The sequence below is a fragment of the Pseudomonas sp. FP603 genome (genome assembly GCF_030687415.1).
Taxonomy (GTDB): Bacteria; Pseudomonadota; Gammaproteobacteria; order Pseudomonadales; family Pseudomonadaceae; genus Aquipseudomonas; species Aquipseudomonas wuhanensis.
Genome location: NZ_CP117431.1, coordinates 4,477,736 through 4,504,443, shown reverse-complemented (window position 1 = coordinate 4,504,443; position 26,708 = coordinate 4,477,736). Strand labels below are relative to the sequence as shown.

At 60.4% G+C, this 26,708-nt stretch carries 22 protein-coding genes and 2 pseudogenes; 7 read left to right on the top strand and 17 right to left on the bottom strand.

Features of this window, described 5'->3' with window-relative positions; genetic code table 11:
• Positions 1–61: 61 nt before the first annotated feature.
• The 5 genes and pseudogenes from PSH65_RS20735 to PSH65_RS20715 form a co-directional block, all read right to left on the bottom strand.
• Positions 62–727: a polysaccharide lyase family 7 protein gene (locus PSH65_RS20735; RefSeq protein WP_305422134.1), complete on the bottom strand. Its 666-nt coding sequence runs from the start codon at positions 725–727 to the stop codon at positions 62–64.
• Between the two features lie 132 nt (positions 728–859).
• Positions 860–1,306, bottom strand: coding sequence for a hypothetical protein (locus tag PSH65_RS20730; protein WP_305422133.1), 447 nt, complete (start codon positions 1,304–1,306; stop codon positions 860–862).
• Positions 1,307–1,309: 3 nt separating this feature from the next.
• Positions 1,310–1,618: a hypothetical protein gene (locus PSH65_RS20725; RefSeq protein WP_305422131.1), complete on the bottom strand. Its 309-nt coding sequence runs from the start codon at positions 1,616–1,618 to the stop codon at positions 1,310–1,312.
• A 52-nt stretch (positions 1,619–1,670) separates the two neighbouring features.
• Positions 1,671–2,761 (bottom strand): annotated as a pseudogene (locus PSH65_RS20720) (IS630 family transposase).
• A 61-nt stretch (positions 2,762–2,822) separates the two neighbouring features.
• Positions 2,823–3,849 (bottom strand): annotated as a pseudogene (locus PSH65_RS20715) (IS30 family transposase).
• Between PSH65_RS20715 and PSH65_RS20710 the strand changes: the two are divergent.
• From PSH65_RS20710 to PSH65_RS20695, 3 genes are all read left to right on the top strand, one after another.
• Positions 3,796–4,389 carry a hypothetical protein gene (locus PSH65_RS20710; RefSeq protein ID WP_305422130.1) on the top strand — a complete coding sequence of 198 codons (594 nt, stop codon included), beginning with the start codon at positions 3,796–3,798 and terminating at the stop codon, positions 4,387–4,389. The pseudogene PSH65_RS20715 and the gene PSH65_RS20710 sit on opposite strands and share 54 nt — an antisense overlap.
• Positions 4,390–5,260: 871 nt before the next feature.
• Positions 5,261–7,300 (top strand): NADPH-dependent 2,4-dienoyl-CoA reductase, encoded by a 2,040-nt coding sequence (locus PSH65_RS20700; protein WP_305422129.1) that lies wholly within the window; start codon positions 5,261–5,263, stop codon positions 7,298–7,300.
• A gap of 190 nt (positions 7,301–7,490) precedes the next feature.
• Entirely contained in the window at positions 7,491–8,417 is a 927-nt protein-coding gene (locus PSH65_RS20695) for a 1-aminocyclopropane-1-carboxylate deaminase/D-cysteine desulfhydrase (protein WP_305422127.1), read from the top strand.
• Positions 8,418–8,601: 184 nt separating this feature from the next.
• Here the strand turns inward: PSH65_RS20695 and PSH65_RS20690 are convergent, their stop codons facing one another.
• The 3 genes from PSH65_RS20690 to PSH65_RS20680 form a co-directional block, all read right to left on the bottom strand.
• Entirely contained in the window at positions 8,602–9,150 is a 549-nt protein-coding gene (locus PSH65_RS20690) for a cytochrome b (protein WP_305422126.1), read from the bottom strand.
• Positions 9,151–9,339: 189 nt separating this feature from the next.
• Entirely contained in the window at positions 9,340–10,167 is an 828-nt protein-coding gene (phnX, locus tag PSH65_RS20685; RefSeq protein ID WP_305422125.1) for a phosphonoacetaldehyde hydrolase, read from the bottom strand.
• A gap of 152 nt (positions 10,168–10,319) precedes the next feature.
• The gene (locus PSH65_RS20680; protein ID WP_305422124.1) at positions 10,320–11,429 is read right to left on the bottom strand and encodes a 2-aminoethylphosphonate--pyruvate transaminase; all 1,110 of its coding nucleotides are present in this window, start codon (positions 11,427–11,429) and stop codon (positions 10,320–10,322) included.
• Between the two features lie 113 nt (positions 11,430–11,542).
• On the opposite strand from PSH65_RS20680, the gene PSH65_RS20675 reads away from it, so the two are divergent.
• Positions 11,543–12,403: a LysR substrate-binding domain-containing protein gene (locus PSH65_RS20675; RefSeq protein ID WP_305422123.1), complete on the top strand. Its 861-nt coding sequence runs from the start codon at positions 11,543–11,545 to the stop codon at positions 12,401–12,403.
• A 260-nt stretch (positions 12,404–12,663) separates the two neighbouring features.
• Here PSH65_RS20675 and PSH65_RS20670 read toward each other — a convergent pair whose 3' ends face one another.
• Positions 12,664–13,536 carry a LysR family transcriptional regulator gene (locus PSH65_RS20670; RefSeq protein WP_305422122.1) on the bottom strand — a complete coding sequence of 291 codons (873 nt, stop codon included), beginning with the start codon at positions 13,534–13,536 and terminating at the stop codon, positions 12,664–12,666.
• A gap of 268 nt (positions 13,537–13,804) precedes the next feature.
• Between PSH65_RS20670 and PSH65_RS20665 the strand changes: the two genes are divergently transcribed.
• Positions 13,805–15,130: an MFS transporter gene (locus PSH65_RS20665; protein WP_305422120.1), complete on the top strand. Its 1,326-nt coding sequence runs from the start codon at positions 13,805–13,807 to the stop codon at positions 15,128–15,130.
• A gap of 10 nt (positions 15,131–15,140) precedes the next feature.
• Positions 15,141–16,532 carry an FAD-dependent oxidoreductase gene (locus tag PSH65_RS20660; protein WP_305422119.1) on the top strand — a complete coding sequence of 464 codons (1,392 nt, stop codon included), beginning with the start codon at positions 15,141–15,143 and terminating at the stop codon, positions 16,530–16,532.
• Between the two features lie 3 nt (positions 16,533–16,535).
• On the opposite strand, the gene PSH65_RS20655 is transcribed toward PSH65_RS20660, so the two are convergent.
• The gene (locus PSH65_RS20655) at positions 16,536–17,960 is read right to left on the bottom strand and encodes a type VI secretion system Vgr family protein (protein WP_305422118.1); all 1,425 of its coding nucleotides are present in this window, start codon (positions 17,958–17,960) and stop codon (positions 16,536–16,538) included.
• 230 nt (positions 17,961–18,190) lie between these two features.
• On the opposite strand from PSH65_RS20655, the gene PSH65_RS20650 reads away from it, so the two are divergent.
• A complete protein-coding gene (locus tag PSH65_RS20650; protein WP_095053122.1) occupies positions 18,191–18,895 on the top strand; it encodes a YebC/PmpR family DNA-binding transcriptional regulator in 705 nt (234 codons plus the stop codon).
• Between the two features lie 73 nt (positions 18,896–18,968).
• Here PSH65_RS20650 and PSH65_RS20645 read toward each other — a convergent pair whose 3' ends face one another.
• The 7 genes from PSH65_RS20645 to PSH65_RS20615 all read right to left on the bottom strand — a co-directional run bounded on the left by PSH65_RS20645 (position 18,969) and on the right by PSH65_RS20615 (position 26,707).
• Positions 18,969–20,273 carry a leucine-rich repeat-containing protein kinase family protein gene (locus tag PSH65_RS20645; protein WP_305422116.1) on the bottom strand — a complete coding sequence of 435 codons (1,305 nt, stop codon included), beginning with the start codon at positions 20,271–20,273 and terminating at the stop codon, positions 18,969–18,971.
• 123 nt (positions 20,274–20,396) lie between these two features.
• Positions 20,397–21,527 carry a cell division protein ZapE gene (gene zapE, locus PSH65_RS20640; RefSeq protein WP_305422115.1) on the bottom strand — a complete coding sequence of 377 codons (1,131 nt, stop codon included), beginning with the start codon at positions 21,525–21,527 and terminating at the stop codon, positions 20,397–20,399.
• A 265-nt stretch (positions 21,528–21,792) separates the two neighbouring features.
• Positions 21,793–22,839, bottom strand: a complete 1,047-nt coding sequence (locus tag PSH65_RS20635) for an ABC transporter substrate-binding protein (RefSeq protein WP_305422113.1) — start codon at positions 22,837–22,839, stop codon at positions 21,793–21,795.
• An 18-nt stretch (positions 22,840–22,857) separates the two neighbouring features.
• Positions 22,858–23,973: an FAD-binding oxidoreductase gene (locus PSH65_RS20630; RefSeq protein WP_305422112.1), complete on the bottom strand. Its 1,116-nt coding sequence runs from the start codon at positions 23,971–23,973 to the stop codon at positions 22,858–22,860.
• Positions 23,970–25,325, bottom strand: coding sequence for an NAD(P)/FAD-dependent oxidoreductase (locus PSH65_RS20625; RefSeq protein ID WP_305422111.1), 1,356 nt, complete (start codon positions 25,323–25,325; stop codon positions 23,970–23,972). The genes PSH65_RS20630 and PSH65_RS20625 overlap by 4 nt, the downstream gene beginning before the upstream one ends.
• 289 nt (positions 25,326–25,614) lie before the next feature.
• A complete protein-coding gene (locus tag PSH65_RS20620) occupies positions 25,615–25,905 on the bottom strand; it encodes a (2Fe-2S)-binding protein (protein WP_305422109.1) in 291 nt (96 codons plus the stop codon).
• 7 nt (positions 25,906–25,912) lie between these two features.
• Positions 25,913–26,707 carry an ABC transporter permease gene (locus PSH65_RS20615; protein WP_007896923.1) on the bottom strand — a complete coding sequence of 265 codons (795 nt, stop codon included), beginning with the start codon at positions 26,705–26,707 and terminating at the stop codon, positions 25,913–25,915.
• Position 26,708: the final 1 nt, after the last annotated feature.

The following is a 26,708-nucleotide window of genomic DNA, read 5'->3' as shown; positions in this document are numbered from 1 at the left end:
GTTGCCGATCATCGTGACTTCGAGTTACCGCTTGTCCAGGGGCGTGGTCGAGCACGCCAAGTCAACCCTTGCTGTGCTTGACCTCCAGCTTGTTGACCGTCACCTGCGCGCCTTCGGTCTTGTAGCCGGTGTTGTCCAGGGTGTAGGCCCCGGCCTTGAAATACAGCTGTTTGCTCTGCCAGCTTTTGCTGAGCTGCTTGCCCCACCGGTAACCTTGCGAAATCACATGCAGGTAGCCCGCCGAGCTCAAGCGAACCTCGTAGGTGAACCGCTTGTTCAACTCGATATCCTCGGCAATCACCACCTTGGTGTCCGCGCTGCCCGGCTTGAGTCGATAGTTGGCAATCACGCTGCCGGTCTGCTTGGCCTTGTCATAGACATACTCGACCTTCAGCAGCGGGCCCTTGCCCTGGTAGATATGAATCTGCCCGATCACCACCCTTCCTTCCGACGGCACTTGGTTGACTGACAGGCTGGCCGTCATCCGGTGATCGGCCTCGGGGTACGTCCAATTGCGCAGTTCACCGTCCTTGTACGTCTCGCGAAGTTCGCTGCGTGGAAACTCGGATTTGGACGTAGTCCCGCCCGTCACCGGCGCCCAGAAAAACAGCGTATTGCCGGAGCGGAAATACGAATCCGAGTAACCGTCCACCAGGCGCGGCGTCTCGATGACTCGGGCAGGCGTGCCAACCGGGATGGTTAGGTTCCAAGTGCTTAGATCGATCATCGCATGGGCTCCCTGATAGGTCGTGGGTTAATTCGCAGGTAAAGCAACAGGGCTGATCGACAGGGCTTTTGCTGGGCAGCAACAGGGCTGACGGGCTTCCTTAGAATGGTTATGAACACCAGAATGCTCACATCACCCCATGTTTAACATGAAATGATCAACCAGACCGCAGCTAAATCCAGGCGAGCGGTGTACTGGTAAGGCGCGAGCTATCGGTATCCGGCGGCGTGATAAAGAAAAATCGTCGTCATAAGGCAGGAAATACAGGCCGTCGGCGAGAATGCTTCGATTCGGTGCGGTGTTGGACTGACGGGGCAGGCTCACCGGCAGCAGCAGGTTTACGCAATGGGCAGGCGTGTGAGTGTGCTGAGCCACGCCACTGCTCATGGCTTCCCGTAACAATCGCACGCCGTTCAGTTGCACACCCTGCAGATAGCCATGGAAAACACCGGGCGTCAGCTTGTCGTAGTGCTGAGACCATGTCGCAAGGAGGCGGCGTGCTCGATGATTTCGTCGAAGTGTTGAGTTTGACTGTGCATGATGCGTCGCCCCTGAAGCTTGACCCTCTGCAAGCGGCAAGAATTACGCCGTTTTATTGCCCAGCAGCAATCCAGAAGCCAATGCCAGAAATCCCTCGGCCACCTGTTCAGAGGCCGCTTGCGTATCCTCGGCATTGGCAATCCACAAGGAAGCGCCGAGCAGGGCGCCCATGATCAAGCGTGCCGTTGCTTCGGTGTTGACCGCGCGGATCGTGCCTTCATCGATCAACTTCTGGATGCTGTGCTGAGCGCTGCGGATACAGGCATTCTGGCTTGGCCATTGCGAGGGATCGCCCAGCACCGACGGGCCGTCGAGGAACACAATGCGCTGGATTTCAGGCTCCAGGGACATCTTGATGTAAGCGATGGATTCATCGATAAAGCCATCCTAGTGGCCTGAGCGACTAATTCATTAATTTATTTTTTATCACGCTCAGTTTCGCCTTGTGTACCGAACTGATAATGGCTTCAGCTGTTTTATTCCACTTGAACGGCTTGGCTGAGAACTCATGTGAGCCTCGATGAACTGGCGGATAGCTGTCTTCAAGTCGGCAACGCTGGTGAAGGCACCTCGGTACAGCGCTCGCCTTTCCAGTTGTGCAAACCAGCCTTCTACAGCGTTCAACCAGGACGCACTGGTCGGTGTGAAGTGCAATTTGAAACGCGGACGTTTTTCCAGCCACTGCTTGATTGCGGCCGTTTTGTGGGTCGAACTGTTATCCAGGATGACATACAGATCCAGTGCCGGTGGTGTGCTGCGATCAATCTGGTGCAGAAAGGCCAGGAATTCCTTGGCGCGATGGCGTTGCGTGATCCGCCCGATGACTTGGCCGGTCATGATGTCGAATGCCGCGTACAGACTGGCTGTTCCGTGGCGCTTGTAATCATGCGTCCGACGTTCGATCTGTCCGGGGCGCAGAGGCAACATTAGCTGGGTGCGATCCAAGGCCTGAATCTGAGGTTTCTCGTCCACAGACAGCAACAGGGCGTTGTCTGGTGGATTCAGATAAAGCCCGACCACGTCGACCACCTTATCGGCGAAATGGGGATCGTTGCTGATTTTAAAGGTCTTCAGACGATGGGGTTTGAGGTCGGAAGCAGCCCAGACCTGACGCACCTGCCAGGTGGTGACCCGCGCATACTTGGCCATCAGGCGAACACTCCAGTGAGTCGCCTCCTTGGGTACTCGTCGGGTAGTCAGTGTGAGGATCTCGCTGACTTTTTCAGCCCCGATTTTGAGCGGCTGACCACTACGTGGCAGGTCGCTCAAGCCCTCGACGCCCGCCTCCAGATAGCGTTTTCGCCACTTGAACACTGTCGGCGGCGTGATCTGCAACTGTTCGCTGATGACCTTGGGCGTCAATCCATCCGCCAGTAGAAGCAGGATACGTGCACGCAGGGCGAGGCTCTGTTCCAGCGTACTCATACGCAGCCAGCCTTGCAGGATAGCGCGATCAGAAGGCGTTAAAGCGAAGGGGGAAGTCGGTCGGGCCATGCGCATAACCAAGCCATGATATTGGGCGCTTAGGCGGTTGCAGGAGCTGAGTGCAACACGGTTATTGGATTGAAGTGGGCGCATCGTGCCGCATAGCCATGGCCTTTTGCATCACCTCACTCATCATTTCGATCGGACATTTGAAATCGAAGCGTTTACGGGGGCGCATATTCAGTTGCAAGGCAATGGCATCCAGTTCTTCCTGGCTGTGTCCCGACAAGTCCGTGCCCTTGGGCAGGTACTGGCGGATCAGGCCATTGATGTTTTCGTTACTGTCGCGCTGCCAGGGGCTGTGCGGGTCGCAGAAGTAAATCGCGATGCCGGTTTTCTGGGTGATCTCGGCGTGTCGCGCCATCTCCCGGCCCTGGTCGTAGGTCATGCTCTTGCGCATTGCCAGTGGCATGCCATTGAGCGCTGCACTGAAGCCCTCCATCGCCGAGGTTGCCGTCGCATCATTCATCTTCACCAGCATCAGGTAGCCACTGGTGCGCTCCACCAACGTGCCTACGGACGAGGCGTTGGCCTTACCCTTGATCAGGTCGCCTTCCCAATGCCCCGGCATCAGACGGTCGTCAATCTCCGGCGGACGCACATGGATGCTGACCATCTCGGGAATCTGGCCGCGCCGATCCACGCCACCAGAGCGCGGCCTGCGTGTTGTCTTGCTTTGGCGCAGACAGATGATCAGCTCCTTACGCAGCTCGCCGACCGGCAAGGCATAGATCGTTATAGATCGTCTCGCGACAGACGTAGGCATCTCTGAGGCTGGGAATGTTCATGCTGCGCAGCTTGCCGGCAATCTGCTCGGGAGACAAACGCTCACGCAGCATATGAGCCACCAACTTGAAGCGCTCGCTACCCGGCAACAGCTTTCGCATCGGTCGACAAACCTGGCGGCGGGCCTGCATCTGCCGCTGGGCCACACGGGCCGAGTAGCCGCCGCAGGCATCTCGATTGCGGCGCAGCTCCCGGCTGATGGTCGAAGGGGATCGGGTGATCAAGCAGGCAATCCTACGCAGGCTGAAGCCTTGGGCATGACCGATTTTAATGGTGGCGCGCTCTTCAACGCTGAGTTCGGAATAAGACATAGGGGCTGCACCGTACCGGAAAGGTCAGGTGTTGCACTCAGATTTTTCCGCCGCCGTCTCAATGACATCATCGGCGGTTTGGAAAGAAAGCAAGAGAAACGGAAAAGGGAAGTGTCAGCGAAACTTTCCGAAAATATGGTAGCGCTGCTTAAGAAAGATCTTCATTTGCAGCCTGGGTTTATAAATGCTAGTGCGGTTGATTTTAGCTTTATTGATAACACCGTTCTTGTTAATGGCTCGAGAAACTTTTCGGAAAGCTCTGCGGTCGTACTGCGCCATGTGTTTCATTTGGCCCTGCTCAAAACAAGCACAGAACTGCCTTATATGCGAGTTCCGCGCTTTATGATGTTGGATGGAATTGATGATGGAGGAATGGAAAAAGAGCGAAGCCATAACCTCCAAGCCTTAATAGTGTCCGAGTGTGAGAAAATTGGCGTCCCATTTCAGGTGATCTACGCCACCTCTGAAATTAATCCAGAGTTTCAGGATGGCGAGTTAGTTGTTGGGCGCTATTTTAATCCGGAGATCTCGATCTCTTAATGTACTAACCCAAATCATTGAGTGACGTCTTTATAGATATCAGATCAATCATTTGGCGTGCTCAAAAATGGCAGCTTTTGGCCGAGGCTGTGTAAAAACGTTTTTGAGCGCGACAGGTACTCAAAACCGGACTGAAAATCGCGCTTCTACGCGAAATCCACATCTGCTGACGTGCCGATAAACTTCAGATTTAACGTAGACGCGCACACTTCAATTTTGGCGCAGCGTTTTTACACACTCTGGGCCGATGGCTGCCTGTTGCGAATGGGAAGGGCATGCTTACCCGTTTTAAAAACTAATGACTTCATTTTATTTTCTAATGACCACTGAAGGGAAGGTAGGTAGTAAATGCAATAGGCCGTCTAAACCACAAGTTTATAGTGGCGCCTATGGAAACCTTCAGGAGTATCGAATGCGTTGTTCGCAGCGCCGGAGTCGGCAGCCTCGCCGAGGTCGCTCGAGGTTTGAGCGATACTAGCTGGGGAGCCAAGAGTATCGCCAAGCAGGAGGTGTGCTTCGGAGTGCGGCTGTTAAGCGCTTCACCGCGAAAATACCTCTAGCAATGGCCCGACATCACGACATGAAATATCCGCCCATGCTGGCGTTTAACGTTTCCGCGACACGGTTGGCTATGGTTGGCTGATTCCATTCTTAATGAAAAAAATTCCAATCGTAGTGAAAACTCATGCCGGTTCGCGACTAGGGTAGGGCCCATGCCCGGGCTTGCCAAGGGGCGCTGCACATTTGGATCAATAAGTTGTCAGTTACGGTCATTGAGTGACAGCAGTGCGACTCTTAGTCTGTCGAACATGACTGACGGGGCCGAAGAGCTCCTGCATTTTTTCCGTGATCGCTTGTTGTGGAGTTACCGATGGCCGCCGCTCATTACCCGCACCTGTTGGCCCCGCTGGACCTGGGTTTTACCACGTTGCGCAACCGCACCCTGATGGGCTCGATGCACACGGGCCTCGAGGAAAAGCCCGGCGGTTTCGAGCGCATGGCTGCGTATTTCGCCGAGCGTGCCCGTGGCGGTGTAGGCCTGATGGTCACCGGCGGTATCGGCCCGAACGATGAGGGCGGGGTTTACTCCGGCGCGGCCAAGCTGACCACCGAGGAAGAGGCGCTCAAGCACCTGATCGTCACCCGAGCGGTGCACGAGGCGGGCGGCAAGATCTGCATGCAGATTCTCCATGCCGGGCGTTATGCCTACAGCCCGAAACAGGTGGCCCCGAGCGCGATCCAGGCGCCGATCAACCCGTTCAAGCCTAAAGAGCTGGACGAGGAAGGCATCGAGAAACAAATCAGCGATTTCGTCACCTGCTCGACACTGGCGCAAAAAGCCGAGTACGACGGCGTCGAGATCATGGGCTCCGAAGGTTATTTCATTAACCAATTCCTCGCGGCCCACACCAACCATCGCACTGACCGCTGGGGCGGCGCTTACGAAAACCGCATGCGCCTGCCGGTAGAAATTGTCCGCCGGGTGCGCGAAGCGGTCGGCCCGAACTTCATCATTATCTTCCGCCTGTCGATGCTCGACCTGGTGGAAGGCGGCAGCAGCTGGGAAGAGATCGTGCAATTGGCCAAGGCCATCGAGCAGGCCGGTGCGACGATCATCAACACCGGCATCGGCTGGCACGAAGCGCGGATTCCGACCATCGCCACCAAAGTGCCGCGTGCGGCGTTCAGCAAGGTCACGGCCAAGCTGCGTGGCTCGGTGAATATTCCGCTGATCACCACTAACCGCATCAACACCCCGGAAGTCGCCGAGCAGATTCTGGCCGAAGGCGATGCCGACATGGTGTCCATGGCACGGCCGTTCCTCGCCGATCCGGATTTCGTCAACAAGGCGGCGGCCGGTCGTGGCGATGAAATCAACACCTGCATCGGTTGCAACCAGGCCTGCCTGGATCACACCTTTGGCGGCAAGTTGACCAGTTGCCTGGTGAACCCGCGGGCCTGCCATGAAACCGAACTCAATTACCTGCCGGTGCAGCAGATCAAGAAAATCGCCGTGGTCGGTGCCGGTCCTGCCGGTCTGTCCGCCGCTACTGTGGCCGCTGAACGTGGCCATCAGGTGACCCTGTTCGATTCGGCCAGCGAAATCGGCGGTCAGTTCAACATCGCCAAGCGCGTGCCGGGCAAGGAAGAGTTCTTCGAAACCCTGCGCTACTTCAACCGCAAGTTGCAGACGACCCACGTCGAGCTGTGCCTGAACACCCGTGTGGATGTGGCGCAGCTGGTTGAGGGCGGTTACGACGAAATCATCCTGGCCACCGGCATCGCGCCACGGGTGCCGGCGATTCCGGGCGTTGAGCATGCCAAGGTGCTGAGCTACCTGGACGTGATCCTCGAGCGTAAACCGGTGGGCAAGCGCGTCGCGGTGATCGGCGCCGGCGGTATCGGTTTCGACGTGTCGGAATTCCTCGTTCACGAGGGCGTGGCCACCAGTCAGGACCGCGAAGCGTTCTGGAAGGAGTGGGGCATCGATACGCACCTCGAAGCGCGCGGCGGTGTTGCGGGGATCAAGGCTGAGCCGCATGCGCCGGCCCGTGAAGTGTTCTTGCTGCAGCGCAAGAAATCCAAGGTCGGCGATGGCTTGGGCAAAACCACTGGCTGGATTCACCGCACCGGTCTGAAGAACAAGCAAGTGCAGATGCTCAACAGCATCGAGTACCTGAAGATCGACGACGAGGGCCTGCACATCCGCATTGGCGAAAGCGGCGAACCGCAGGTATTGCCGGTGGACAACATTGTGATTTGCGCCGGGCAGGATCCGTTGCGCGAGTTGCAGGACGGGCTGGTCGCGGCCGGGCAGAACGTGCATTTGATCGGCGGCGCGGACGTGGCGGCAGAGCTGGATGCCAAGCGCGCAATCAACCAGGGTTCGCGGTTGGCGGCTGAGTTGTAATACGCATAACTCTGTGGCGAGGGAGCTTGCTCCCGCTGGAGGCCGAAGGACTCCCCCTTTCAGCGATGGTGTTGTGTCAGGTTAATCACCGTCGCTGATTTTACGGCTGCTGCGCAGCCGAGCGGGAGCAAGCTCCCTCGCCACAAGTAGGCTGCTAAGATACCGGCTCTTTACCCCGAGCCTGGCATCAATGCTTTCCCCACCAACAGACTGGCTACCCCAAGCCCCTCTCGACCCCCTTCATCTCGACTGGCTCACCACTGCCGGCATCGAAGTCGCCATCCTGCGCCTGGACCAGATCGACCCGCTGATCAGCGGCAACAAGTGGTTCAAGCTCATCGAATACCTGAAAGCCGCAGACCAGAGCGGCGCCAAAGGCATCATCAGCCTGGGCGGTGCTCATTCCAACCATCTTCACGCGCTGGCCGCTGCGGGCAAACGCTTCGGTTTCACCACGGTCGGCCTGTTGCGCGGGCATCCGCAAGACACCCCCACGGTGAAGGACTTGCAGGCGTTCGGCATGCAGTTGCATTGGTTGGGTTATGGCGGTTATCGAGCGCGGCACGAACCGGGTTTCTGGCAGCCATGGTGGGAGCAATACCCCGAGCTACATCCAGTGCCGGAAGGTGGTGGCGGCTTGCTTGGGGCGAAGGGCTGCGGGCAATTGGTGGCTCTGGTCTGCGAGCAATTGAGCGGTCTGGGCTGGGGCAACTACGACGGCTGGTGGCTGGCCTGCGGAACGGGCACCACCCTGGCCGGTCTGGTTCTGGCCGAGGCCGGTGAGCATCCGGTATATGGCGCGCTGGCGGTGCCCGATGATCATGGCGTGGCGCAGCAGGTCGAATCGATTCTTCGCGAGACAGGTCTGCAGGACCCGGTTTATGAACTGTTCGACGCCAGCCGTGGCGGCTTTGCCAAAGTCGATCCGCTTTTACTCGAGTTCATTGAGCAGACTGAGCAGGCCAGCGGCATTCCCCTCGAACCGTTGTACACCGGCAAAGCGCTGCTGGCGCTCAAACAGCAAATCGAGGCGGGTAAATTTGCCCGGGGAACGCGCTTGATCTTCATCCACACCGGCGGCTTGCAGGGCCGCCGGGGTTTCAGTCCACAGACCTGAAGGGTGCATTGCGGAAAGTTGAGCGGCGAAAATCCTGTGGGAGCGTGGCTTGCCCGCGAAGAACGATGACGCGTAATAACTGAAAAACCGCGGTGCATTCTTCGCGGGCAAGCCACGCTCCCACAGGTACTGTGTCTTAACCTACCCCCCACACCACAGGTGATCAGTGGTTCGCTAGCCGAGTTCAAACGCGCTTGGGCACCATCCGCAGCAAGGTGTTATCACGCACCACATAGTGATGGTAAAGCCCGGCCACGGCGTGCAGTCCGATCAGCCAATAGCCGATCGTCCCGCCGAGTACATGCCAGCCTTCAAGCTGCTTGGCCAGTGGTTTGTTTTCTTCGATCAGCAACGGCAGGTCGATGCCATAGAACATCACCTGATGCCCCTCGGCGCTGGTAATCAACCAGCCCAGAATCGGCAGGGTGATCATGAAAATATACAGCGCCCAATGCATCAGTTTGGCGAGCAGGGTTTGCCAGCGAGGCGAGGCGGGGAAGATCTGCGGCGCCGGCCCCAGGCTGCGGGCGAACAGCCGCAGCCAGACCAGCACGAACACCGTGAGGCCGAGCATGAAGTGGGCTTCCTTGATCAGCGTCCGGCCGCCGCTGCCTTTGGGGAATATCCCGCGTAATTCGATGCAGGCGTAAACCAGTATTAACAGCACCAGCATCAACCAGTGCAGCGCGATCGATACGGTGCTGTAGCGTGATTCGGAATTCTTCCAGGGCATACGGTGTTCCTCTCAGGTCAGGTCTGAAGTCACCGTTCTTGTTCGACGGCGTGGGTTAACTGTAATCCTGTTTGGTGGGTTTGCCTGAGGCGAAGGGGCTGTTCAATGCTCTGGATCAAGTGATCGGCCACAAAAAAGCGCCAGTTCCGTTAAAGGACGTGGCGCTTTTTTGCGAAACGGGAGGTGCAATCAGTCGTTTTGCGGCATCTCGCCGTTGGCCAGGCGCTTGTTGATGTCGGCGATCACCTCGGGCAAGTCGGTGATGGTATCGATCATGTAGTGCGGCCGGGAGCCTTCGAACATCGCGTGAATGCGCTTGCGTTCGCTGGCCAGTTTATCGCTGCCCAGGGCGCGATAGCCTTCGTAGTCCAGACCCAACGCGTTGCCAGAACAGATCAACGCCACGGTCCACATGCCGGCGCGGCGACCTTCAAGAATGCCCGGCACCGTGTCGTCGATCTTCACGCAAGCCGCGACATCGTCGATGCCCAGGGCAATCACGTTGGCCAGTGCCTGAGCCGGCCATGGGCGACCGTTGGGCACTTCGTCGGTGGCGACCACGTGGTCGGCGACGTAGCCATTGGTGGCGGCCAGTTCTACCACTTTGTCCATGACCTGTTTCGGGTAGCCGGAGCATGAGCCAATCTTGATCCCTTGCTGGCGCAGGTTGGCGATGGTGTCCAGGGCGCCCGGAATCAGGGCCGAATGTTCAGCGATTTTTTCGATCTGCAGCGGCATGAAACGTTTGTAGATGGCGGTGACGTCATCGTCGGTCGGGGTGCGACCGAACACGTTGCGATAGCGCTCGGCGACTTGCGGCTGATCGCACAGGGTACGAATGTGGTCCCACTTGCCCATGCCCATCGGCCCGCGGGCTTCTTCGATGGAAACCTGGACGTCGAACTCGGCGAAGGCTTCGACGAAAATCTGCGTCGGGGCGAAAGAGCCGAAGTCGACCACGGTGCCGGCCCAGTCGAGGATGGCGGCTTGCAGTTTGGTTGGGTTGCTGTAGTTCATGGCAAATAAATTCCTATGAGAAGGAGATATACGGGAGTTCGATGTACCTGTGGGAGCGGGCTTGCCCGCGATGAGGCCCTGTCAGTCGACTTCAATGGTGAATGTCAGACCGCTATCGCGGGCAAGCCCGCTCCCACAGGGATCTGGGGGAATCAGATTTCCAGGACTTCCATCTCGCGCAGCACCTCGGCGACCGCCGCCACGGCTGCGTGCATTTCGCCCTGGTTGACGTGGCCGATGCAGCCGACGCGGAAGGTTTCGACCTGGGTCAGTTTGCCGGGGTAGAGAATGAAACCCTTGGCCTTGACCCGCTCGTAGAATTCCTTGAACTGATAGCGCGGGTCTTTTGGTGCATGGAAGGTGACGATGATCGGCGCCTGGATCGCGGCAGGCAGGAAGCTGCGCAGGCCCAGTTTGGCCATGTCATCGAGCAGCACCTGGCAGTTATTGGCGTAGCGCTGATACCGTGCGGGCAAGCCACCTTCTTCGTTGTATTGCAGCAGCGCTTCGTGCAGCGCCGCGACCACGTGGGTCGGCGGGGTGAAGCGCCATTGGCCGGTCTTGGCCATATAGGTGTGCTGGTCAAACAAGTCCATTGCCAGTGAATGCGAGTTACCGGCAGCGTTTGCCAGCGCTTCTTTGCGCGCAAAGACGAAACCCATTCCCGGCACACCTTCCAGGCATTTGCCCGAGGCGGCGATCAGCGCATCGAACGACACATCCTGGGCGTCGATCGGCACGGCGCCAAACGAACTCATGGCATCGATGATCAGGCGTTTGCCGTGTTGCTCGATGACGTGGGCGATTTCCGCCAGCGGGTTGAGGATGCCGGTGCTGGTTTCGCAGTGAATCAGCGCGACGTGGGTGATGCTGGCATCGGCCCGCAGCAGGCGGTCGACGTCGGCGGCGGTGGTTGGTTCGTCTTCGGCGGTTTCGAAGGTGCTGAACGAGCGGCCGAGCACTTCGCAAATTTTCGCCAGGCGCTTGCCGTAGGCGCCGTTGATCAATACCAGCACTTTACCGTCGCGAGGCACCAGTGTTCCGATGGCTGCTTCGACCGCGAACGTGCCGCTGCCTTGCAACGGCACGCAGTGATGGCTATCGCCGCCGTTGATGATTGTCAGCAGCTGTTCGCAAAGGTTGGCGGTCAGTTGGTTGAAGCGGTCATCCCATGAGCCCCAGTCGACCATCATTGCCTGACGGGTGCGGCTCGATGTGGTCAATGGGCCGGGGGTGAGCAGGATGGGCTCGGCAGTACTCATTCTTGTGTCCTCGCAAAAGCTCAGTGGGATGAAGCTACGGGGCATAAATTGCAATTCGGTGAGCTATCAATCAAATTGTTTGTTGTTATGCCAGCCATCAGTGAGGGTTATTCATGAATCTGTTCCAGCTACGCGCCTTCGATGCCGTGGCCCGCGAGGGCAGCTTCACCCGCGCCGCCGAGCGCCTGTTTATCAGCCAACCGGCGGTCACCGGGCACATCAAGGCGCTGGAGGAGCATTACCAGATCACCTTGTTGCGACGCACCGCGCGGCGCGTCGAGCTGACGGAAGAGGGCACCAAACTGGCGGCGATCACCCGGGCGATGTTTGGCTTGGCCGAAGAAGCGCAGGTGATGCTGGAGGCAAACCGGCAGCTACTCACCGGGCGCCTGGAAGTGGCGGCGGATGGGCCGCACATGGTCATGCCGATGCTCGCCAGCCTGCGCGCGCGTTATCCGGGGATCACCGTGAACCTGCGGTTGGGCAATGCTCAGGAAACCCTCGCGGCGTTGCTGTCGGAACATGCCGACGTGGCTGTGCTCACCGAGGTCGAGCCGCGCAAGGGGCTGCACCTGCAAGCGTTGAGCGAGTCGAGGATTTGCGCGTTGGTGCCCTCGGCTCATCCGTGGGCGCAGAAGTCCAAAGGGGTGCAGCTCAAGGAGCTGGACCAGGTGATCATGGTCTTGCGTGAGCCGAGTTCGATTACCCGACGCACGTTCGACGAGGCGTGCGCTCAGGCCAGGGTCAGCCCACGGGTGTTGCTGGAACTGGACAGCCGCGAGGCCGTGACCGAGGCGGTGGCCGCAGAGTTGGGCGTGGGCGTGGTGTCGTCAGTGGAAGTCAGCCACGACCCGCGGGTGGCGGCGGTGCCGATTATTGGCGAGGGGTTGGTCAATCGGCACATGATCGGGTGCATGGAGCGGCGGCGGGATTTGCGCTTGATACAGGCGTTTTTTGGGTTGGCGCCTGTCTGATAGACCGAGGCGCGGCCATCGCGGGCAAGCCACGCTCCCACAGGGATTTATGCTGGCCACATATCTAGTGTACGACGCAAAACCTGTGGGAGCGGCGAACGGATTTGCGGTTGATACAGGCGTTTGCGCCTGGCAGATAGACCGAGGCGCGGCCTTCGCGGGCAAGCCACGCTCCCACAGGGATTTATGCTGGCCACATATCTAGTGTACGACGCAAGACCTGTGGGAGCGTGGCTTGCTCGCGAAGAGGCCGGACCTGCCTACACCAGACTCTCGCGAACCATCTCCAGAAACGTCGCCACCACCCGCCGCGAACTTTGCTCACGCAAGCACACCAGCGTCTCCGTCAGCCGCCGTGTGCAATCGGTAATCGGCAACGCGCACACCCGCGAATCCGCGCCAAATTCAGCGGCCGACACCACCCCCAAGCCAATCCCGACCACCACCGCCTCGCGTGCCGCTTCCCGGCCTTCGACTTCAATCGCTGGGCGGATGCGAAACCCGGCCCGGGCCATTTCCTCTTCCAGGGTTTGCCGCGTCACCGAGCCGATTTCCCGCAGCACCAACGGTGTGTCGTCCAGGTCCGCCAAGCAGATGGACTCGCGATCGGCCCACGGATGATGGCGTGAAACGAACGCCACCATCGGGTCATTACGCAGCGGTAGCGACAGCAAACGTTCGTCGCTGACATCGCGCCCCAGCAGGGCCAGATCGGCCTGGTAGTTGAACAGCCGAAACAGCGATTCATCGGTGTTGCCGGTTTCAATCTTCACGCTGATGCCGGGGTAGCGCTCGCAGAACCGCGCAATCTGCGGCAGTACATGCACCGGCGCATCCACCGCCAGAATCAGGCTGCCGGTTTGCAACGCCTGAGACGCGTGAAGCAACTCCTGCGCCTCGGCTTCGATGACGAACAGCCGCTGGGTGATGCTCAGCAGGCGCTCGCCCAAATCGGTCAGGCGCACTGAGCGCTTGTTGCGGTGGAACAGCAACACGCCGAAACGCTCTTCGAGTTTGCGCACTTGGTCGGAAATCGCCGGTTGCGTCAGAAACAGCCGCTCGGCAGCTTTGGTAAAGCTTCCATGGACGGCTACCGCGTGGAAGGCTTTGAGTTGGGTGTGGGATACCGACATCGAACTCTCCCGTAACAATCTGAACTTATATTTGAAATACGATAAATCGATTTCACTTATTAATCAGTAATTGTTTTTATCCGCTTCAACCCCGGTGACTGGTCAGTCGAACAGCATCGGTGGCCATGAGCCCATGCGTGCAATCAGCAGGACTCATCTGACCGGTATCGCCTCAGGGAACAGGCGATACCGCAGTGCTCAACAATAAAAACACAGGCGTTTTTTTCCAATTCTGCCGGCACACTCACACCCTGAGGTCAGAACCACAATGAACAGTCCCATCGGTACCATCAAGCGTTGGCGCGTGCAGATATTTGCCATCACCTGGCTCGCGTATGCCGCGTTCTACTTCACCCGCAAAGCTTTTTCCGTGGCCAAACTGGGGATTGCCGAAGACCCCGATTTCACCCTCGACAAAATGGCCATGGCCAACCTCGACGCCATCTACCTGGCCGCGTACGCCATCGGGCAATTCACCTGGGGCATCCTGGCCGACCGCTTCGGCCCACGGGTTGTGGTGCTCGGCGGCTTGCTGATTTCCGCGATGGCCGCGCTGGTGATGGGCAGCTTTGCCACGTTGCCGATTTTCGCCACGTGCATGCTGATTCAAGGGCTGGCGCAGTCCACCGGATGGTCGGGGCTGTGCAAGAACATTGGCAGTTTCTTTCCCGCCGAGCAGCGTGGGCGGGTGTTGGGTTTATGGAGTTCCTGCTACGCCTTTGGCGGGCTGGTGGCCTCACCGTTTGCGGGTTGGTGGGCGTATACGCTGATCGGCACCTGGCATGCAGCGTTCATTTCCAGTGCAGCGGTGGTTGGGCTGGTCGCCGTGCTGTTTTTTATTTTTCAACGTAACAAACCCGAAGACGTTGGCTTGCCAGCGGTGGAGCCGGAACCCGAGCTGACCGCTGAAGAGGCGCATGCTCAAAGCAAGATCAGTGTGCTGGAGCCCTTAAAGGAAATCCTGCGCAACCGAACCGTGCTGGTGCTGGGCCTGGCGTACTTTCTGTTGAAACCGGCGCGCTACGCGATTCTGTTGTGGGGACCGGTGATCGTCTTCGAGCAAATGCCCACGGTGGGCAAGGTCGGCGCGGCGATCATTCCCACCGCTTTCGAGCTGGCCGGGCTGCTCGGGCCGATCCTGCTGGGGCTCGCTTCGGACAAGCTGTTCGGTGCCCGACGCATGCCGGCCTGTGTGCTCAGTCTGTTGGCGCTCACGGTTTCCCTGGCGCTGTTCATGGGCGCCCTGCATACCGGCAGCGTCTTGCTGGTGGTGGCGCTGCTGTTCGTCATGGGCCTGACCCTGTACGGGCCGGACTCGATGATCAGCGGCGCGGCGGCCATCGATTTCGGCACCGCCAAGGCCGGTGCCACGGCGGCGGGCTTCGTCAATGGTTGCGGCTCGGTCGGGGCGATTCTCGGCGGGTTGCTGCCGGGTTACTTCGACTCGGTCACGGTGTTCATCGTCTTTGCCGGTTGCGCGTTGTTTTCAGCGCTGGTGCTGATCCCCCACTGGAACAGTCGCCCGGCTGGTCTGCGTCCCGAACGTGCATTTGTGCCTAACCAACCGATGACCGTAAAACCCCTGCGTACATAAGGATTACCCCATGAGACCTTACTGGCTGGAACAGGCGCTGGCGGCCGAGTCCTGCGCGCCGTGCGAACCTTTGGCCGGTGATGCCCGTGCCGACGTGTGCATTGTCGGTGGCGGCTACACCGGGTTGTGGACCGCGATCATGCTCAAGCAGCAGAACCCCGAACTGGAGGTGTTGCTGATCGAAGCGGACATCTGCGGTGCCGGTGCCAGTGGGCGCAACGGTGGTTGTGCGCTGTCGTGGTCGGCCAAGTATTTCACCCTGGAACGGTTGTTCGGCGTCGAGGAGGCGGTGCGACTGGTCAAGGAGTCCGAGCGTAGCATCCACGCTATCGGTGCCTTTTGCGAAGAGTACGCGGTGGACGCCGATTACCGCCTCGATGGCACGCTCTACACCGCTACCAACCGTGCCCAATGCGGTTCGACCGACGCGGTGATTGCGGCGCTGGAGCGCAACGGCATCAACTCTTTCACCCAGCGGCCACTGGCGGATGTACAGCGCATGGCCGGTTCCAGCAAACACCTGGAGGGCTGGTTTTCCCCGGCTGCCGCGAGTGTTCAGCCGGGCAAACTGGTGCGCGGCTTGCGTCGGGTCGCCTTGCAGTTGGGGGTGAGGATTCATGAAAACACTGCGATGACCGGGCTGGAGGAGGGCAAGCCTGCGAGGATTAAAACCCCCAATGGCACGGTCTGCGCCGACCGGGTGGTGCTGGCGATGAATGCCTGGATGGCCCGGGCGTTTCCACAGTTCGAGCGCAGCGTGGCGATTGTTTCCAGCGACATGCTGATCACCGAACCGCGGCCGGATTTGCTCAACGAGATCGGGTTGACCAGCGGCGTGACGGTGCTCGATTCGCGGATTTTCGTGCACTACTACCACAACACTCCGGACGGTCGAATCATGCTCGGCAAGGGTGGCAATACTTTCGCCTACGGTGGGCGAATGCTGCCGGTGTTCGATCAGCCGTCGCCCTATGCCGGCCTGTTGCAGCACAGCCTGAGCGAATTCTTCCCGGCGTTCGCCAAGGTCAAGGTCGAGGCCACCTGGAACGGGCCGTCGGATCGCTCCGTCACCGGTTTACCGTTCTTCGGCCAGATGAGCGCCAGCAGCAATGTGTTCTACGGTTTCGGTTACTCCGGCAGCGGGGTCGGGCCTTGCCATATGGGCGGGCAGATTCTCGCCTCGATGGTGCTGGGGCTGGACAACGCCTGGACCCGTTCGCCGTTGGTGAACGGCCCGTTGGGCTTTTTTCCGCCAGAACCGATTCGTTACCTCGGCTCATTGATGGTGCGCAACGCCATCCGCCGCAAGGAGCGCGCCGAGGATCACGGGCATCGGCCACGGCACCTCGACGTGCGTCTGGCCAGGTTTGCCGCGGCGGCGGGCAAGGCCGACAAGGGATGAGGCTCAGGGTGCTAGATCCGAGCGGTTGACCAGCCAATCGAGCAGCAGACGGCCATCGCGACGTGGCTCCGGAGCGGGCCGGAAAGGCTGGGGATGGCCCATGCCGGCACACAGCACCGGCCGGTCCGGGTCGCTGTCGAGGAAACTGACCAGCACGTCGGTGCCGGCCATGGGCAATCTGGACGGATTGATCCGACCGTCCGGCATAGCGAGGGCAACCGGTAGCCAGAGACCGTCGGATTTATCCGCCTCGAACCCCGGTGTCGGCCATAGCCTGACGTGTATCCGGCCCTGGTCATCGAGCGCCGCCGGTTGCCCGACGGCGCCGAGTACACGGGCGGTCTGATAGCCCGGGATGCTCGGCCGGGCCTGCTTGAGCGCCGGCCTGAAGACTGTTGACCAAGGGATGGCGGTGAACTGATTGCTGTAGCGCCGAGTAATATCGGACGTGTCCTCGGCGAGAATCGACGCCTGCTGTCCTTGATGCCGGATATCGGTGAGCAGCCACTGATCGTTAAAACTCGAGAGCGGGTGCTGCGCCACTTGAAGGATCCATCCACTGCGCAGCTCGCTGTGGTTGCTTTGGCCGTGGATCTGCCGTTGCTGACACCGCAGGCGTTCCAGCTGTCGATGGCTGAGCTGGTCGTGATGAAGCTGTTCGGGGGCGGGGCGTGCTGTCATCGGGCCCGTTCTGGTGAGCGGATGGTTGGCCGCTCCATCACCGATCACCTGCGCGCCGCGGTTTCTGGCCTCCCATCGTGCCGGGACGAGGTGCGGGTCGTGGCGCTGGAACAGTTCGCTGATCACCGGCAAGGCGGAGTCGTTGAATGCCTCGTCCTGGAACGGCATCAGCAGCGGTTCCTGAGGGAAACTCAGGCTGTCATCGGCCAGCACCAGCACATGCCCGTCGTGCTGATGTTCGAAGTGGTAGTGGATACCTTCTTCTTCACACAGCCGCTGCATGAAGGCCAGATCGCTTTCATCGTACTGAATGCAAAAAGGTCGGGGCGGGTAGCACCCGTTTGCCAGTTCGAAGCGGTAGCTGTGCTCGGGCAATTGGTGCTCCTCCAGCAACTGGCGCACGATCGCGGGCACGCTGAGACGATGAAACACTCGACGCGAGCTGTGCAGGTGAAGTTGTTGAAGATGGGGCGCCAGCACCAGGGAGTAGCCGACCCGGTGCGCGCCGCGATGTTCGCGACTGACGCTGTGGATCACGCCGTGAATGCCCTGGTCATCCGCCAGCCTCAGGAACGCCGGTTGTTGCAGCCATTGGTCGAGGTTCATCGCCGGCGCGAGGCCGATCACGTCGATGTCGAATCGATAGGGCTGGTTGAGACCTTCACGGCCACTGAACTGCAACACCTGAAAACTCAAACCGCCGTCGAGGAGTGTCAGGGTGAAGGGGCTTTCGTTGTCGTTGTGCATCGAACGCGCTTCTGCCAGGGAGGATGGGCGCAGAGGGTACGAAACCACAGCCCTGAAGCGTCACCGCAAATCGACTTTTCAGAATCGCCCTACAAACACTGGTGAAAATGTCGATTCGTCACGGGGTGAAGATCTTGAATTTTTGGTCGATTGGCATCTTTAGGCCGTATAAACTTGCGCAATGCGTCGGCCAATAGATGTCTCGGCGCCACAGATCAAGAGAGTGAGTAATGGGCGCACAGTGGAAGGTTAAACACAAAGAAGCGGCAGCCAACGCCAAGGGCAAGATCTTCGGCAAACTGGTGAAAGAAATCACCATCGCTGCCCGCAACGGTGCCGATACCGCCACCAACGCACACCTGCGTCTGGTGGTCGAACAGGCTAAAAAAGCCTCGATGCCCCGCGAAACCCTGGAACGCGCGATCAAGAAAGGCTCCGGCCAGCTCGGCGAAACCGTGCAATACCATCGCGTGACGTATGAAGGGTTCGCACCGCATCAGGTGCCGCTGATCGTTGAATGCGTGACTGACAACATCAACCGCACCGTCGCTGAAATCCGCGTCGCGTTCCGTAAGGGCCAGTTGGGCGCTTCCGGTTCGGTGGCCTGGGACTTCAACCACGTCGGCATGATCGAGGCGTCTCCGGACAGCCCTGACGCCGATCCGGAAATGGCCGCGATCGAAGCCGGTGCCCAGGATTTCGAGCCGGGTGAAGACGGCGCGACACTGTTCCTGACCGAACCTGCGGACCTGGATGCGGTACAGAAAGCGCTGCCGGAGCAGGGTTTCACCGTGTTGTCGGCCAAGTTGGGTTACCAGCCGAAGAACCCGGTCAGCGGTTTGAGCGATGAGCAGATGGCGGAAGTCGAAGCGTTCCTCGAAGGCCTCGATAACCACGATGACGTGCAGGACATGTTTGTCGGGTTGGCGGGTTAAGCGGTTCCGACAGTTTGTGATCTGACATGTGGTGAGGGAGCAAGCCCCCTCGCCACAGTTTTTGTATTGGCCGCTAGTTGAACGCAGCCAACTCCTGCACAACCTCGCTGAACCCCGGTCGTGCCAACACATCCGGCTGACAGCAGCGCTGCTGCAATGCCGCTAACGACTCACGCTCTTCATCGCTCAGCCCAGAGTCGATCCGCTCCAGCAATTCCCCCAGCAGCACCCCGAACGCCCGCACCTCGATCCGTTGCAGCGCACGGCTTTCAAGGCTGTCCGAAGTGGCATGGAAAGACGCCGCGCCAAAGTCGCCCAACAGGCAATCACCGTGTTCGTTCCACATGATGTTGTGACCATAGAGGTCGCCGTGAGTGATGCCTTGGTGGTGCAAATGTTCAGCCACCGAAGCAATGCCACTGGCGATGCGCAGTGCCACGCCGGCGCTGAATCGAATGTCGTCGGAGTAGACGTCGCGGCTGCAGGACGTCAGGCTCGGCAGGCCGGCCAGGTTGCGGTAACTCGGGTCGATCAGTTGCATCACCAACCCGGCCTGCGCCTGCGGATGGCCGACGATCCGCCCTTCAACCCGGATCAGGTTGGGGTGGATGCCGGCGGTGATGCAGGCGTTCATTTCGTGCAACGGCGAGCCGTCGCTGGTCATTTCACCTTTGTAGAGTTTCACCGCGACCTGTTTCGTCTGCTCCCACAACCCCTGATGAATAATCCCCGACGCGCCTTCGCCGAGTTTTTTCTCAAGGCTCAGTTGGGACCAGGGAATGCTCGCCGTGGCTTCGAGGGCGGCGGCATCGGCTTCGGTTTCCAGCGGGTTACCGGCGTACGCCAGCCAGGTCAGGCTCGGCAGGGTCAGCAGCCACTCGGGAAGTTCGGTGAGCTGATTGGCGGCGATGCGAATCAGTTCGAGTCGATGGCAGTGCCTCACGCTTTCGGGTAAACGCTGTAACTGGTTGCCTGCGAGCATGAGCTTTTGCAGATGTGGGCGTTCACCCAGTTCGGTCGGCAGTTCCGTGAGGCGGTTGTCGGTCAGGATCAGCCAGCGCAACAGCGGTGGCAGGGCGGCGCCCGGCACGTTTTCGATGGCGTTGGCCTTGAAGCCGATCATCGTCAGCGCCGCGCACTGGCCGAGGCAAGCGGGCAGTTCGGTGAACTGATTGTCCGAGCAGAACAGCACGCGTAAACGGGTCAGGCGGTGCAGGTCGTCCGGCAGGCTGCGCAAGGCGTTGCCGCTGAGGTTGAGCACTTCCAGCGAGTCCGCCAGGTGGAAGATTTCCCGGGGGAACTCGGTCAGGCCACAGGCCAGGTCCAGGCGGGTGATGCCCGACAGTTGGCCGGCGCGCAGTTTTGCGAGGGTATCCATGGGCAGGTTCGCTATTGATCAGGATGAGGGCGTGGGGGGCTGGAAACGGGCGACATGATAGCGGGAAAGTTGTGGTGCTTGTCAGGCCGCCTTCACGAGCAAGCCCAAACCCGATCTCTGCGGTCAAGCCAGATCCCTGACCTCCACCAACTGCCCCAACCGACTGCGCGTACGCGCCAGGTCGATAGCATCACCACCCAGGCTTTCGCGCAATGACTGGTGTCCGAGCAGAATCAGGTGCTTGTCCTGGTCGTACAAGACGTCGATCAGGTTGATGAAGCGTTGTTGGGCGGCGATAGAACAGTCGGCGAGGCTGGGCAGTTTGTCGATGATCCAGCGATCGAACCGTCGGCACAGTTCGAGGTAGTCCATCACTGCAGTGGGGTGTTCGCACAGGTCGGCGAAGGTGAAACCGACGCTTCGCCCTTCACAATATCGGGCTTGCAGGTGCCGTGTCCCGACGGGCAGTTGGATAACCGGTGCCTCGTGTTCGAGCAGCTGCAACGCCCGACGTTGCGCCACTGTGGCAGGCCAGACGTACTGGCCCTGGGTGAACAGCTGCTGTGCGTGGGCGCGCGCCTGACTGCGGTAATCATGCGGGCCGCCGACTTCCATCACCTGCATGCGCGCGTTAACCAGGTCGATCACCGGTTTGAAACGGGCGTGGTACAGCGGGTTGGGCAGCAAACCTTCCGGCGGGTAGTTGGAGGTCGCCAGCAACAGAATCCCCCGGCGAAACAGCGCCTTGAACAGCCGCGTGATGAGCATCGCATCGCCGATGTCATGCACGTGGAATTCATCGAAACACAGCACCCGGCAGTCGTGCAGCAGTTCGTCGAGGGTGACCGCCAGCGCATCGGGCTGCTCGCGATGGCTGAACATGCCTTGGTGCAGTTGCGCAAAAAACTCATGGAAGTGCAGGCGCTGTTTTTCCGCGATGGGGATGGCCTGGAAAAACCCGTCGAGCAGCCAGCTCTTGCCGCGCCCGACTGCACCATAGAGATAAAGACCGGGCAGTGTCGGCGCCGATGTGCCCAGCAGCGCCGATGCGTGCTGCGCCATGCAGTCGATCACTCGTTGCTGGCTATGGCTCAGGGTGTAGCCCTGGGTATGGGCCTTGTGGTGGAAGTAGTCGTGGATCACCCGGCCCTGCGCGCTGTTACTGGCCGACGCCGCAAATGCCTTGCCGAAGAAACGGCGTAGCGCGGGCCAGCGTGGTGTAAGTCGCGGACGGTTGGGCGGTCGAACGGCCACTGTGATGTCACCCCGTAATCTTAAGGCCGGCTCCCCGAGCTGCGGCGGCGTAGTGTAACCAAAGGGGGAATTTGCCTTCCACTGGTGTCGATGAAGCGGTTGTGGTGAGGGGGCTTAGCCAAGGCGCAGAACCTGTGGGAGCGCGGCTTGCCCGCGAAGAACGATAACGCGTAATACCTGAAAAGCCGCGGTGCATTCTTCGCGGGCAAGCCACGCTCCCACAGGGTTTTCGTCGCTCGCCACATGGATCTTTTGATCTTCGAGGCTACCGCTCGATACTGCGATTCCACCGGGCATTCCACGCCGGGCGCTGTTCGTTGACCTGATCCCAATCGATGGCGATTGCGGTCGTCAGATACTGCTTCATCGCCTCGACCTGGCCGCGGGTCTTGTCGGTGGTCGGCGTATTCGGGTTGGATGGAATCTGATCGCCGTCTTCCAGCGCGGCCGCCTGTGCTTCAGGCGTCAGCAGGAAGGCGGCGAGTTTCTGCGCCAGTTCCGGTTGGGTGTTGTTGGCGATGGCGCATTCGGCCACGTTGAGCACCACCGAGCCTTCCTTGGGCTGTGCATACTCCACCGGCATACCCTTGAGTTTCAACGCGGTAACCTGGGTCGGGGTCAGCGGAAACAGCGCCGCTTCGTCGGTCTGGAGCATTTCGGAGATTTTCGCGGAACTTGGAATGTACTCCAGCACATTGCGCCCGACGGTGTTCGGCCAGGCCTTGAACCCCGGTTCGACGTCGGTTTCGCTGCCGCCCTGGATCCGGTTGAACATCAGGAAACCGTGCAGGCCAAAGGTTGAAGACGCCATCGACTGGAATACCAGTTTGTCCTTGAAGCGCGGGTCGGCCATGTCCATCCATGAGGTCGGCGCGTTCCAGCCTTTTTCCTTGAACAGCCGCGTGTTGTACGCCAGCCCCGTGACCCCGAGGCTGACCGCTACGGCTTGATCCTTGATGCGGCCCTTGGCCGGAATCTGCGCCAGGGTCGGGCTGTCTTCGAGTTTGTCGCACAAGCCCATGGCGATGGCGCGGTACATGATGCCGTCGTCGAGGAACATTACGTGCATCTGCGGGTTGCCTTTGCTGGCCTGGACCTTGGCCAGAATATCGGCGGAGGTTCCCGGCACGATCACCACTTTGACGTTGTTGGCCTTCTCGAAAGCCGGCAGCACCTTGTCGGCGTAGAGCCGCTCCATGGTTCCGCCGTTCATGCCCAGATACAGCGTCGTTTCGGCCTGGGCCTGAGTGACTGTGAGCAGAGCGCTCAGGCATGAAAATCCGAGCAGTGCAGTGCGTTTGAAGTTATTCATTGGCGCGACCTTCCTCTATCAAGCAACGGAGATGGAGTGAAACCGGGTGATGGAAAACGCATCCAGCGACGTCTTTGACGCGCCGCTACAGATGATCTCGGTGAGCGCCTGGCCCACCGCAGGCCCGATCTGGAAGCCCGCGCCGGCAAAGCCGAACGCGTGCAACAGGCCGGGTTGGGTGCTGCTGTGGCCGATCACCGGTTGGCGATCGGGCAGGTAACCTTCGGTGCCGCTCCAGGTGCGGATCGCCTGGGCGCCTTCAAGAAACGGATAGAGCTCAACGGCCTGGCGCAGGATCTCGATGACTGCGTTCTGACCAGGCCGGGCGCGGGCGTTATCGAGGGCAAAGCCTTGGCCGCCGCCCAACACACAATTGCCGCGAGCGACCTGGCGGGCATAGATGCCACCGCCCTCGACGCCGGTGCTGGCATTCATCACCAGCGGCAACGGTTCGGTGACCAGCATTGCCGGGTGACCGGCGTGCATTGGCACCGCTTCACCGAATTGCGCGGCGAGCTTTCCGGCCCAGGCGCCGGCGCAATTCAGCAGCCAGGGGGCTTGCAGTTCGAGGCCGGATTGAGCGCTGACGTGAAAGCGCTGACCGTCATGCTCCACCGCCGTCACTGCGCATTGTTCATGGATTTGCGCACCGTGCCGACGCGCCGCTTGCGCGAAGGCGGGGGATACCAGTCGCGGGTTGGCGTGGCCGTCGTCCGGGCACAACGAGGCACCGACCGCGACCTCTCCGACCCACGGAAAACGTGCGCGCAATTCACTGCGGTCTAACAGCTGCAAATCGAGGCCGAACCCCTGGCTGCTCGCGGCGTAGTCCTGCAAGGCGTGCAGATCATTGAGACTGCGGGCGAGTTTCAGGTGACCGCTGCGCTGATATTCGCCGTCGATGCCGATCAACTGCGGCAGTTGCCCCCAGATCTCGTGGGCCCGTTGCGACAGCGGCAATTGCGACAGCGGCCGGCCCTGACGACGCACGCCGCCGTAGTTCACACCGCTGGAGTGCGAGCCGCAAAAATCCCGCTCCAGCAGCGCAACGCGACGGCCGGCCTTGCTCAGAAACAGGGCGGCGGAGGCACCGACGATGCCGCCGCCAATAATGATTGCATCGACCTCGATCATGGCTCGACCTCCAGACCGAACGGCAGGGGTTTGATCGGCGCCTGTGCCCGCAACCGGCCGATGTCGGACAGGTTGCGCTGGCTTTCGCAGGCAATGATTTCCGCTGCGGCGGCGCCACACATTCGCCCTTGGCAGCGACCCATACCGACCCGGCAATGGGCCTTGACCCGATTGATCTCCCAATGGCCTTCGCGCACCACCTGGCGGATGTCGCCGGCGTGTACTTCTTCGCAGCGGCAGATCATCAGGTCATCCGCAGCGTCGGTGGCCCAGCTTTCGGGAAACAGGAAGGCACGCTCCAGGCCTTGGCGGAATCTGCCGATAGTTTGAAGCGACTGTTCCAGCTGCGTGGCGCGCTGTGGCGGGATCAGGTAACCGATGTCTTCGAGCAGCGCCAAGGCTGCCCGTTCACCGGCCATTTCTGCGGCGTCGGCACCCATGATGCCGGCACCGTCACCGGCCAGGTACACCTCGGCGATGCTGCTGCGACCGGCGCTGTCTCGCTGCGGCAGCCAGGCGCGGTTGAGCGGGTTCCAGGTGAATTCACAGCCCAGCAGATCGGCGAGTTGGGTTTCGCTGCGCAGGCCGTGGGCGAAGGCTACGGCGTCGCATTCGATTCGATGTTCGCTTGCTGCGTTATGCCAGCTCAGCGATTGCACGCGGTGTTCGCCATCGATGCGTTTCAAGGTGGCGCCCTGATGCACCGGGATGCCGTGGGCGGTTAGCCAGGTGCGGTAATAAATGCCTTTGGCCAGCGTGGAGGGTTGTGACAGCAGGCCGGGCAGGGCGCGGGCCTGAGCGCTGAAGGGCGAGCTGTCGAGCACGGCGATCACGTTGGCGCCGGCCTTGGCGTATTGGTACGCCACCAGGTACAGCAACGGTCCGCTGCCGGCGAACACCACGCGTTCACCAATGGCACAGCCTTGAAACTTCAAGGCGATTTGCGCCGCGCCGAGGCTGTAAGCCCCCGGCAGCGTCCAGCCTGGCACGGGCAGAATCCGGTCGGTGGCACCGGTGGCGACAATCACCCGGGAGAATTCCAGCCGTGCGGCGCGGCCCTCACGCAAGGTGTCGAGTGCGCCAGCCTCGGCGTTCCACACCAGCGTGTCGGGGCGGTAATCGAGTTGCTCGCGCAGTGCGTCGATTGTCTGATGCAGTGCCTTGGCCTTGCGTGCTTCGAAGCCATACAACTTGACCGCCGAACGCTTGAAGTTCGCCGGCTGGCGCCGATAAATCTGCCCGCCGCCGCGTGCGGCTTCGTCCAGCAGAATGGGGCGAACACCATGGGCAACGAGGGTTTGCGCCGCCCGGATTCCAGCGGGGCCTGCGCCGATGATGACTACGGACTTCATACCCACCCCATCTGTGATCGACGCCCCAATCCTGTGGGAGCGGGCTTGCCCGCGATGGCGGCGGCACATCCAACATCGATGGTGGCTGACAGTCCGCTATCGCGGGCAAGCCCGCTCCCACAGTTAGTGAAGGTATGGCGCATTATTTGTGATCGGCACGGAACCCCTGTGGGAGCGGGCTTGCCCGCGATGACGGCGGAACATTCAACATCGGTGGTGGCTGACAGTTCGCTATCGCGGGCAAGCCCGCTCCCACAGGGGATCTCAGTTCTGAAGGTAGAAAAATTGTTCATACCGATCGCCCCGGTTCACGGCTGATGTGCTGTCCGGCCTCAAGCAGCGTCGAACAGGCCCGCACTCGGCGGCCATCGCCCAGGCGTACCCAGCAGTCCTGGCAGGCGCCCATCAGGCAGAAGCCGGCGCGGGGTTCGGCGCTGAAATCGCTGCCGCGCAGGTGTTCGCTGCAAGTCAGTACCGCGGTCAGCAGGGTATCGCCGAGCAAGCCACGGGCAGGCACGCCGTCAAGGGTAAAGTTCAGGGCCGGGCGGTCGCCTTCGGCCAGTCGTTTCAGCAGAGCCATGGCGCCCTCATTGTTTACCCACCAGAACCCGATCCAGGCCGTAGACCCGATCAAGCAGAATCATCGTCAGCGCGGTCAGCGCAATCACCAGGGCCGACACCGCCGCCATCATTGGATCGATGGATTCAGTGGCGTACACGTACATGCGCACCGGCAGCGTTTGCGTGGCCGGCGAGGTGACGAAGATCGACAACGTGACCTCATCGAAACTGTTGATGAACGCCAGCAGCCAGCCACCGGCGACCCCCGGCAAAATCATCGGCAAGGTGATTTGCCGGAACAGCGTGAAGCGTCCGGCGCCCAGGGATTGCGCGGCATGTTCGGCGCTGCGGTCCAGGCCGATGGCCGAGGCCAACACCAGGCGCAGCACATACGGCGTGATCACCAGCACATGGGCGAAGATCAGCCAGGCGAAGCTGCCGTTGACGCCCATCAGCGCAAACAAGCGCAGCAACGCTACCCCCAACACCAGATGCGGAATGATGATCGGCGACAGGAATAGACCGTTGAAAAAGTCCCGTCCGGGGAATTCGAAGCGCGTGATCGCCAGGGCGGCTGGCACGGCGATCAGCGTCGCCAGCGTGGCGGCACAGAACGCCAGGATCAGGCTGTTGTAGAACGCATCGACAAAGTCGGCGCGCTCGAACACCGCGCGGAACCAGCGCAGGGAAAACTCCGTGGTCGGCAGGCTCAGGGTGTTTTCCGGGGTGAAGGCGACGAGGCACACCACCACCAGCGGCGCGAGCATGAACAGCACCACCAGGGTATGGAACAGCAGGGCGAAAGGACCGTTTCTGGACATG

Excerpts from the sequence above, each read along its gene's own strand:
- PSH65_RS20735 (WP_305422134.1), bottom strand. The coding sequence starts at position 727 with ATGATCGATCTAAGCACTTGGAACCTAACCATCCCGGTTGGCACGCCT.
- PSH65_RS20725 (WP_305422131.1), bottom strand. The coding sequence starts at position 1,618 with ATGTCCCTGGAGCCTGAAATCCAGCGCATTGTGTTCCTCGACGGCCCG.
- PSH65_RS20710 (WP_305422130.1), top strand. The coding sequence starts at position 3,796 with ATGACCGATTTTAATGGTGGCGCGCTCTTCAACGCTGAGTTCGGAATA.
- PSH65_RS20700 (WP_305422129.1), top strand. The coding sequence starts at position 5,261 with ATGGCCGCCGCTCATTACCCGCACCTGTTGGCCCCGCTGGACCTGGGT.
- PSH65_RS20695 (WP_305422127.1), top strand. The coding sequence starts at position 7,491 with ATGCTTTCCCCACCAACAGACTGGCTACCCCAAGCCCCTCTCGACCCC.
- PSH65_RS20690 (WP_305422126.1), bottom strand. The coding sequence starts at position 9,150 with ATGCCCTGGAAGAATTCCGAATCACGCTACAGCACCGTATCGATCGCG.
- phnX (WP_305422125.1), bottom strand. The coding sequence starts at position 10,167 with ATGAACTACAGCAACCCAACCAAACTGCAAGCCGCCATCCTCGACTGG.
- PSH65_RS20680 (WP_305422124.1), bottom strand. The coding sequence starts at position 11,429 with ATGAGTACTGCCGAGCCCATCCTGCTCACCCCCGGCCCATTGACCACA.
- PSH65_RS20675 (WP_305422123.1), top strand. The coding sequence starts at position 11,543 with ATGAATCTGTTCCAGCTACGCGCCTTCGATGCCGTGGCCCGCGAGGGC.
- PSH65_RS20670 (WP_305422122.1), bottom strand. The coding sequence starts at position 13,536 with ATGTCGGTATCCCACACCCAACTCAAAGCCTTCCACGCGGTAGCCGTC.
- PSH65_RS20665 (WP_305422120.1), top strand. The coding sequence starts at position 13,805 with ATGAACAGTCCCATCGGTACCATCAAGCGTTGGCGCGTGCAGATATTT.
- PSH65_RS20660 (WP_305422119.1), top strand. The coding sequence starts at position 15,141 with ATGAGACCTTACTGGCTGGAACAGGCGCTGGCGGCCGAGTCCTGCGCG.
- PSH65_RS20655 (WP_305422118.1), bottom strand. The coding sequence starts at position 17,960 with ATGCACAACGACAACGAAAGCCCCTTCACCCTGACACTCCTCGACGGC.
- PSH65_RS20650 (WP_095053122.1), top strand. The coding sequence starts at position 18,191 with ATGGGCGCACAGTGGAAGGTTAAACACAAAGAAGCGGCAGCCAACGCC.
- PSH65_RS20645 (WP_305422116.1), bottom strand. The coding sequence starts at position 20,273 with ATGGATACCCTCGCAAAACTGCGCGCCGGCCAACTGTCGGGCATCACC.
- PSH65_RS20635 (WP_305422113.1), bottom strand. The coding sequence starts at position 22,839 with ATGAATAACTTCAAACGCACTGCACTGCTCGGATTTTCATGCCTGAGC.
- PSH65_RS20630 (WP_305422112.1), bottom strand. The coding sequence starts at position 23,973 with ATGATCGAGGTCGATGCAATCATTATTGGCGGCGGCATCGTCGGTGCC.
- PSH65_RS20625 (WP_305422111.1), bottom strand. The coding sequence starts at position 25,325 with ATGAAGTCCGTAGTCATCATCGGCGCAGGCCCCGCTGGAATCCGGGCG.
- PSH65_RS20620 (WP_305422109.1), bottom strand. The coding sequence starts at position 25,905 with ATGGCTCTGCTGAAACGACTGGCCGAAGGCGACCGCCCGGCCCTGAAC.
- PSH65_RS20615 (WP_007896923.1), bottom strand. The coding sequence starts at position 26,707 with ATGTCCAGAAACGGTCCTTTCGCCCTGCTGTTCCATACCCTGGTGGTG.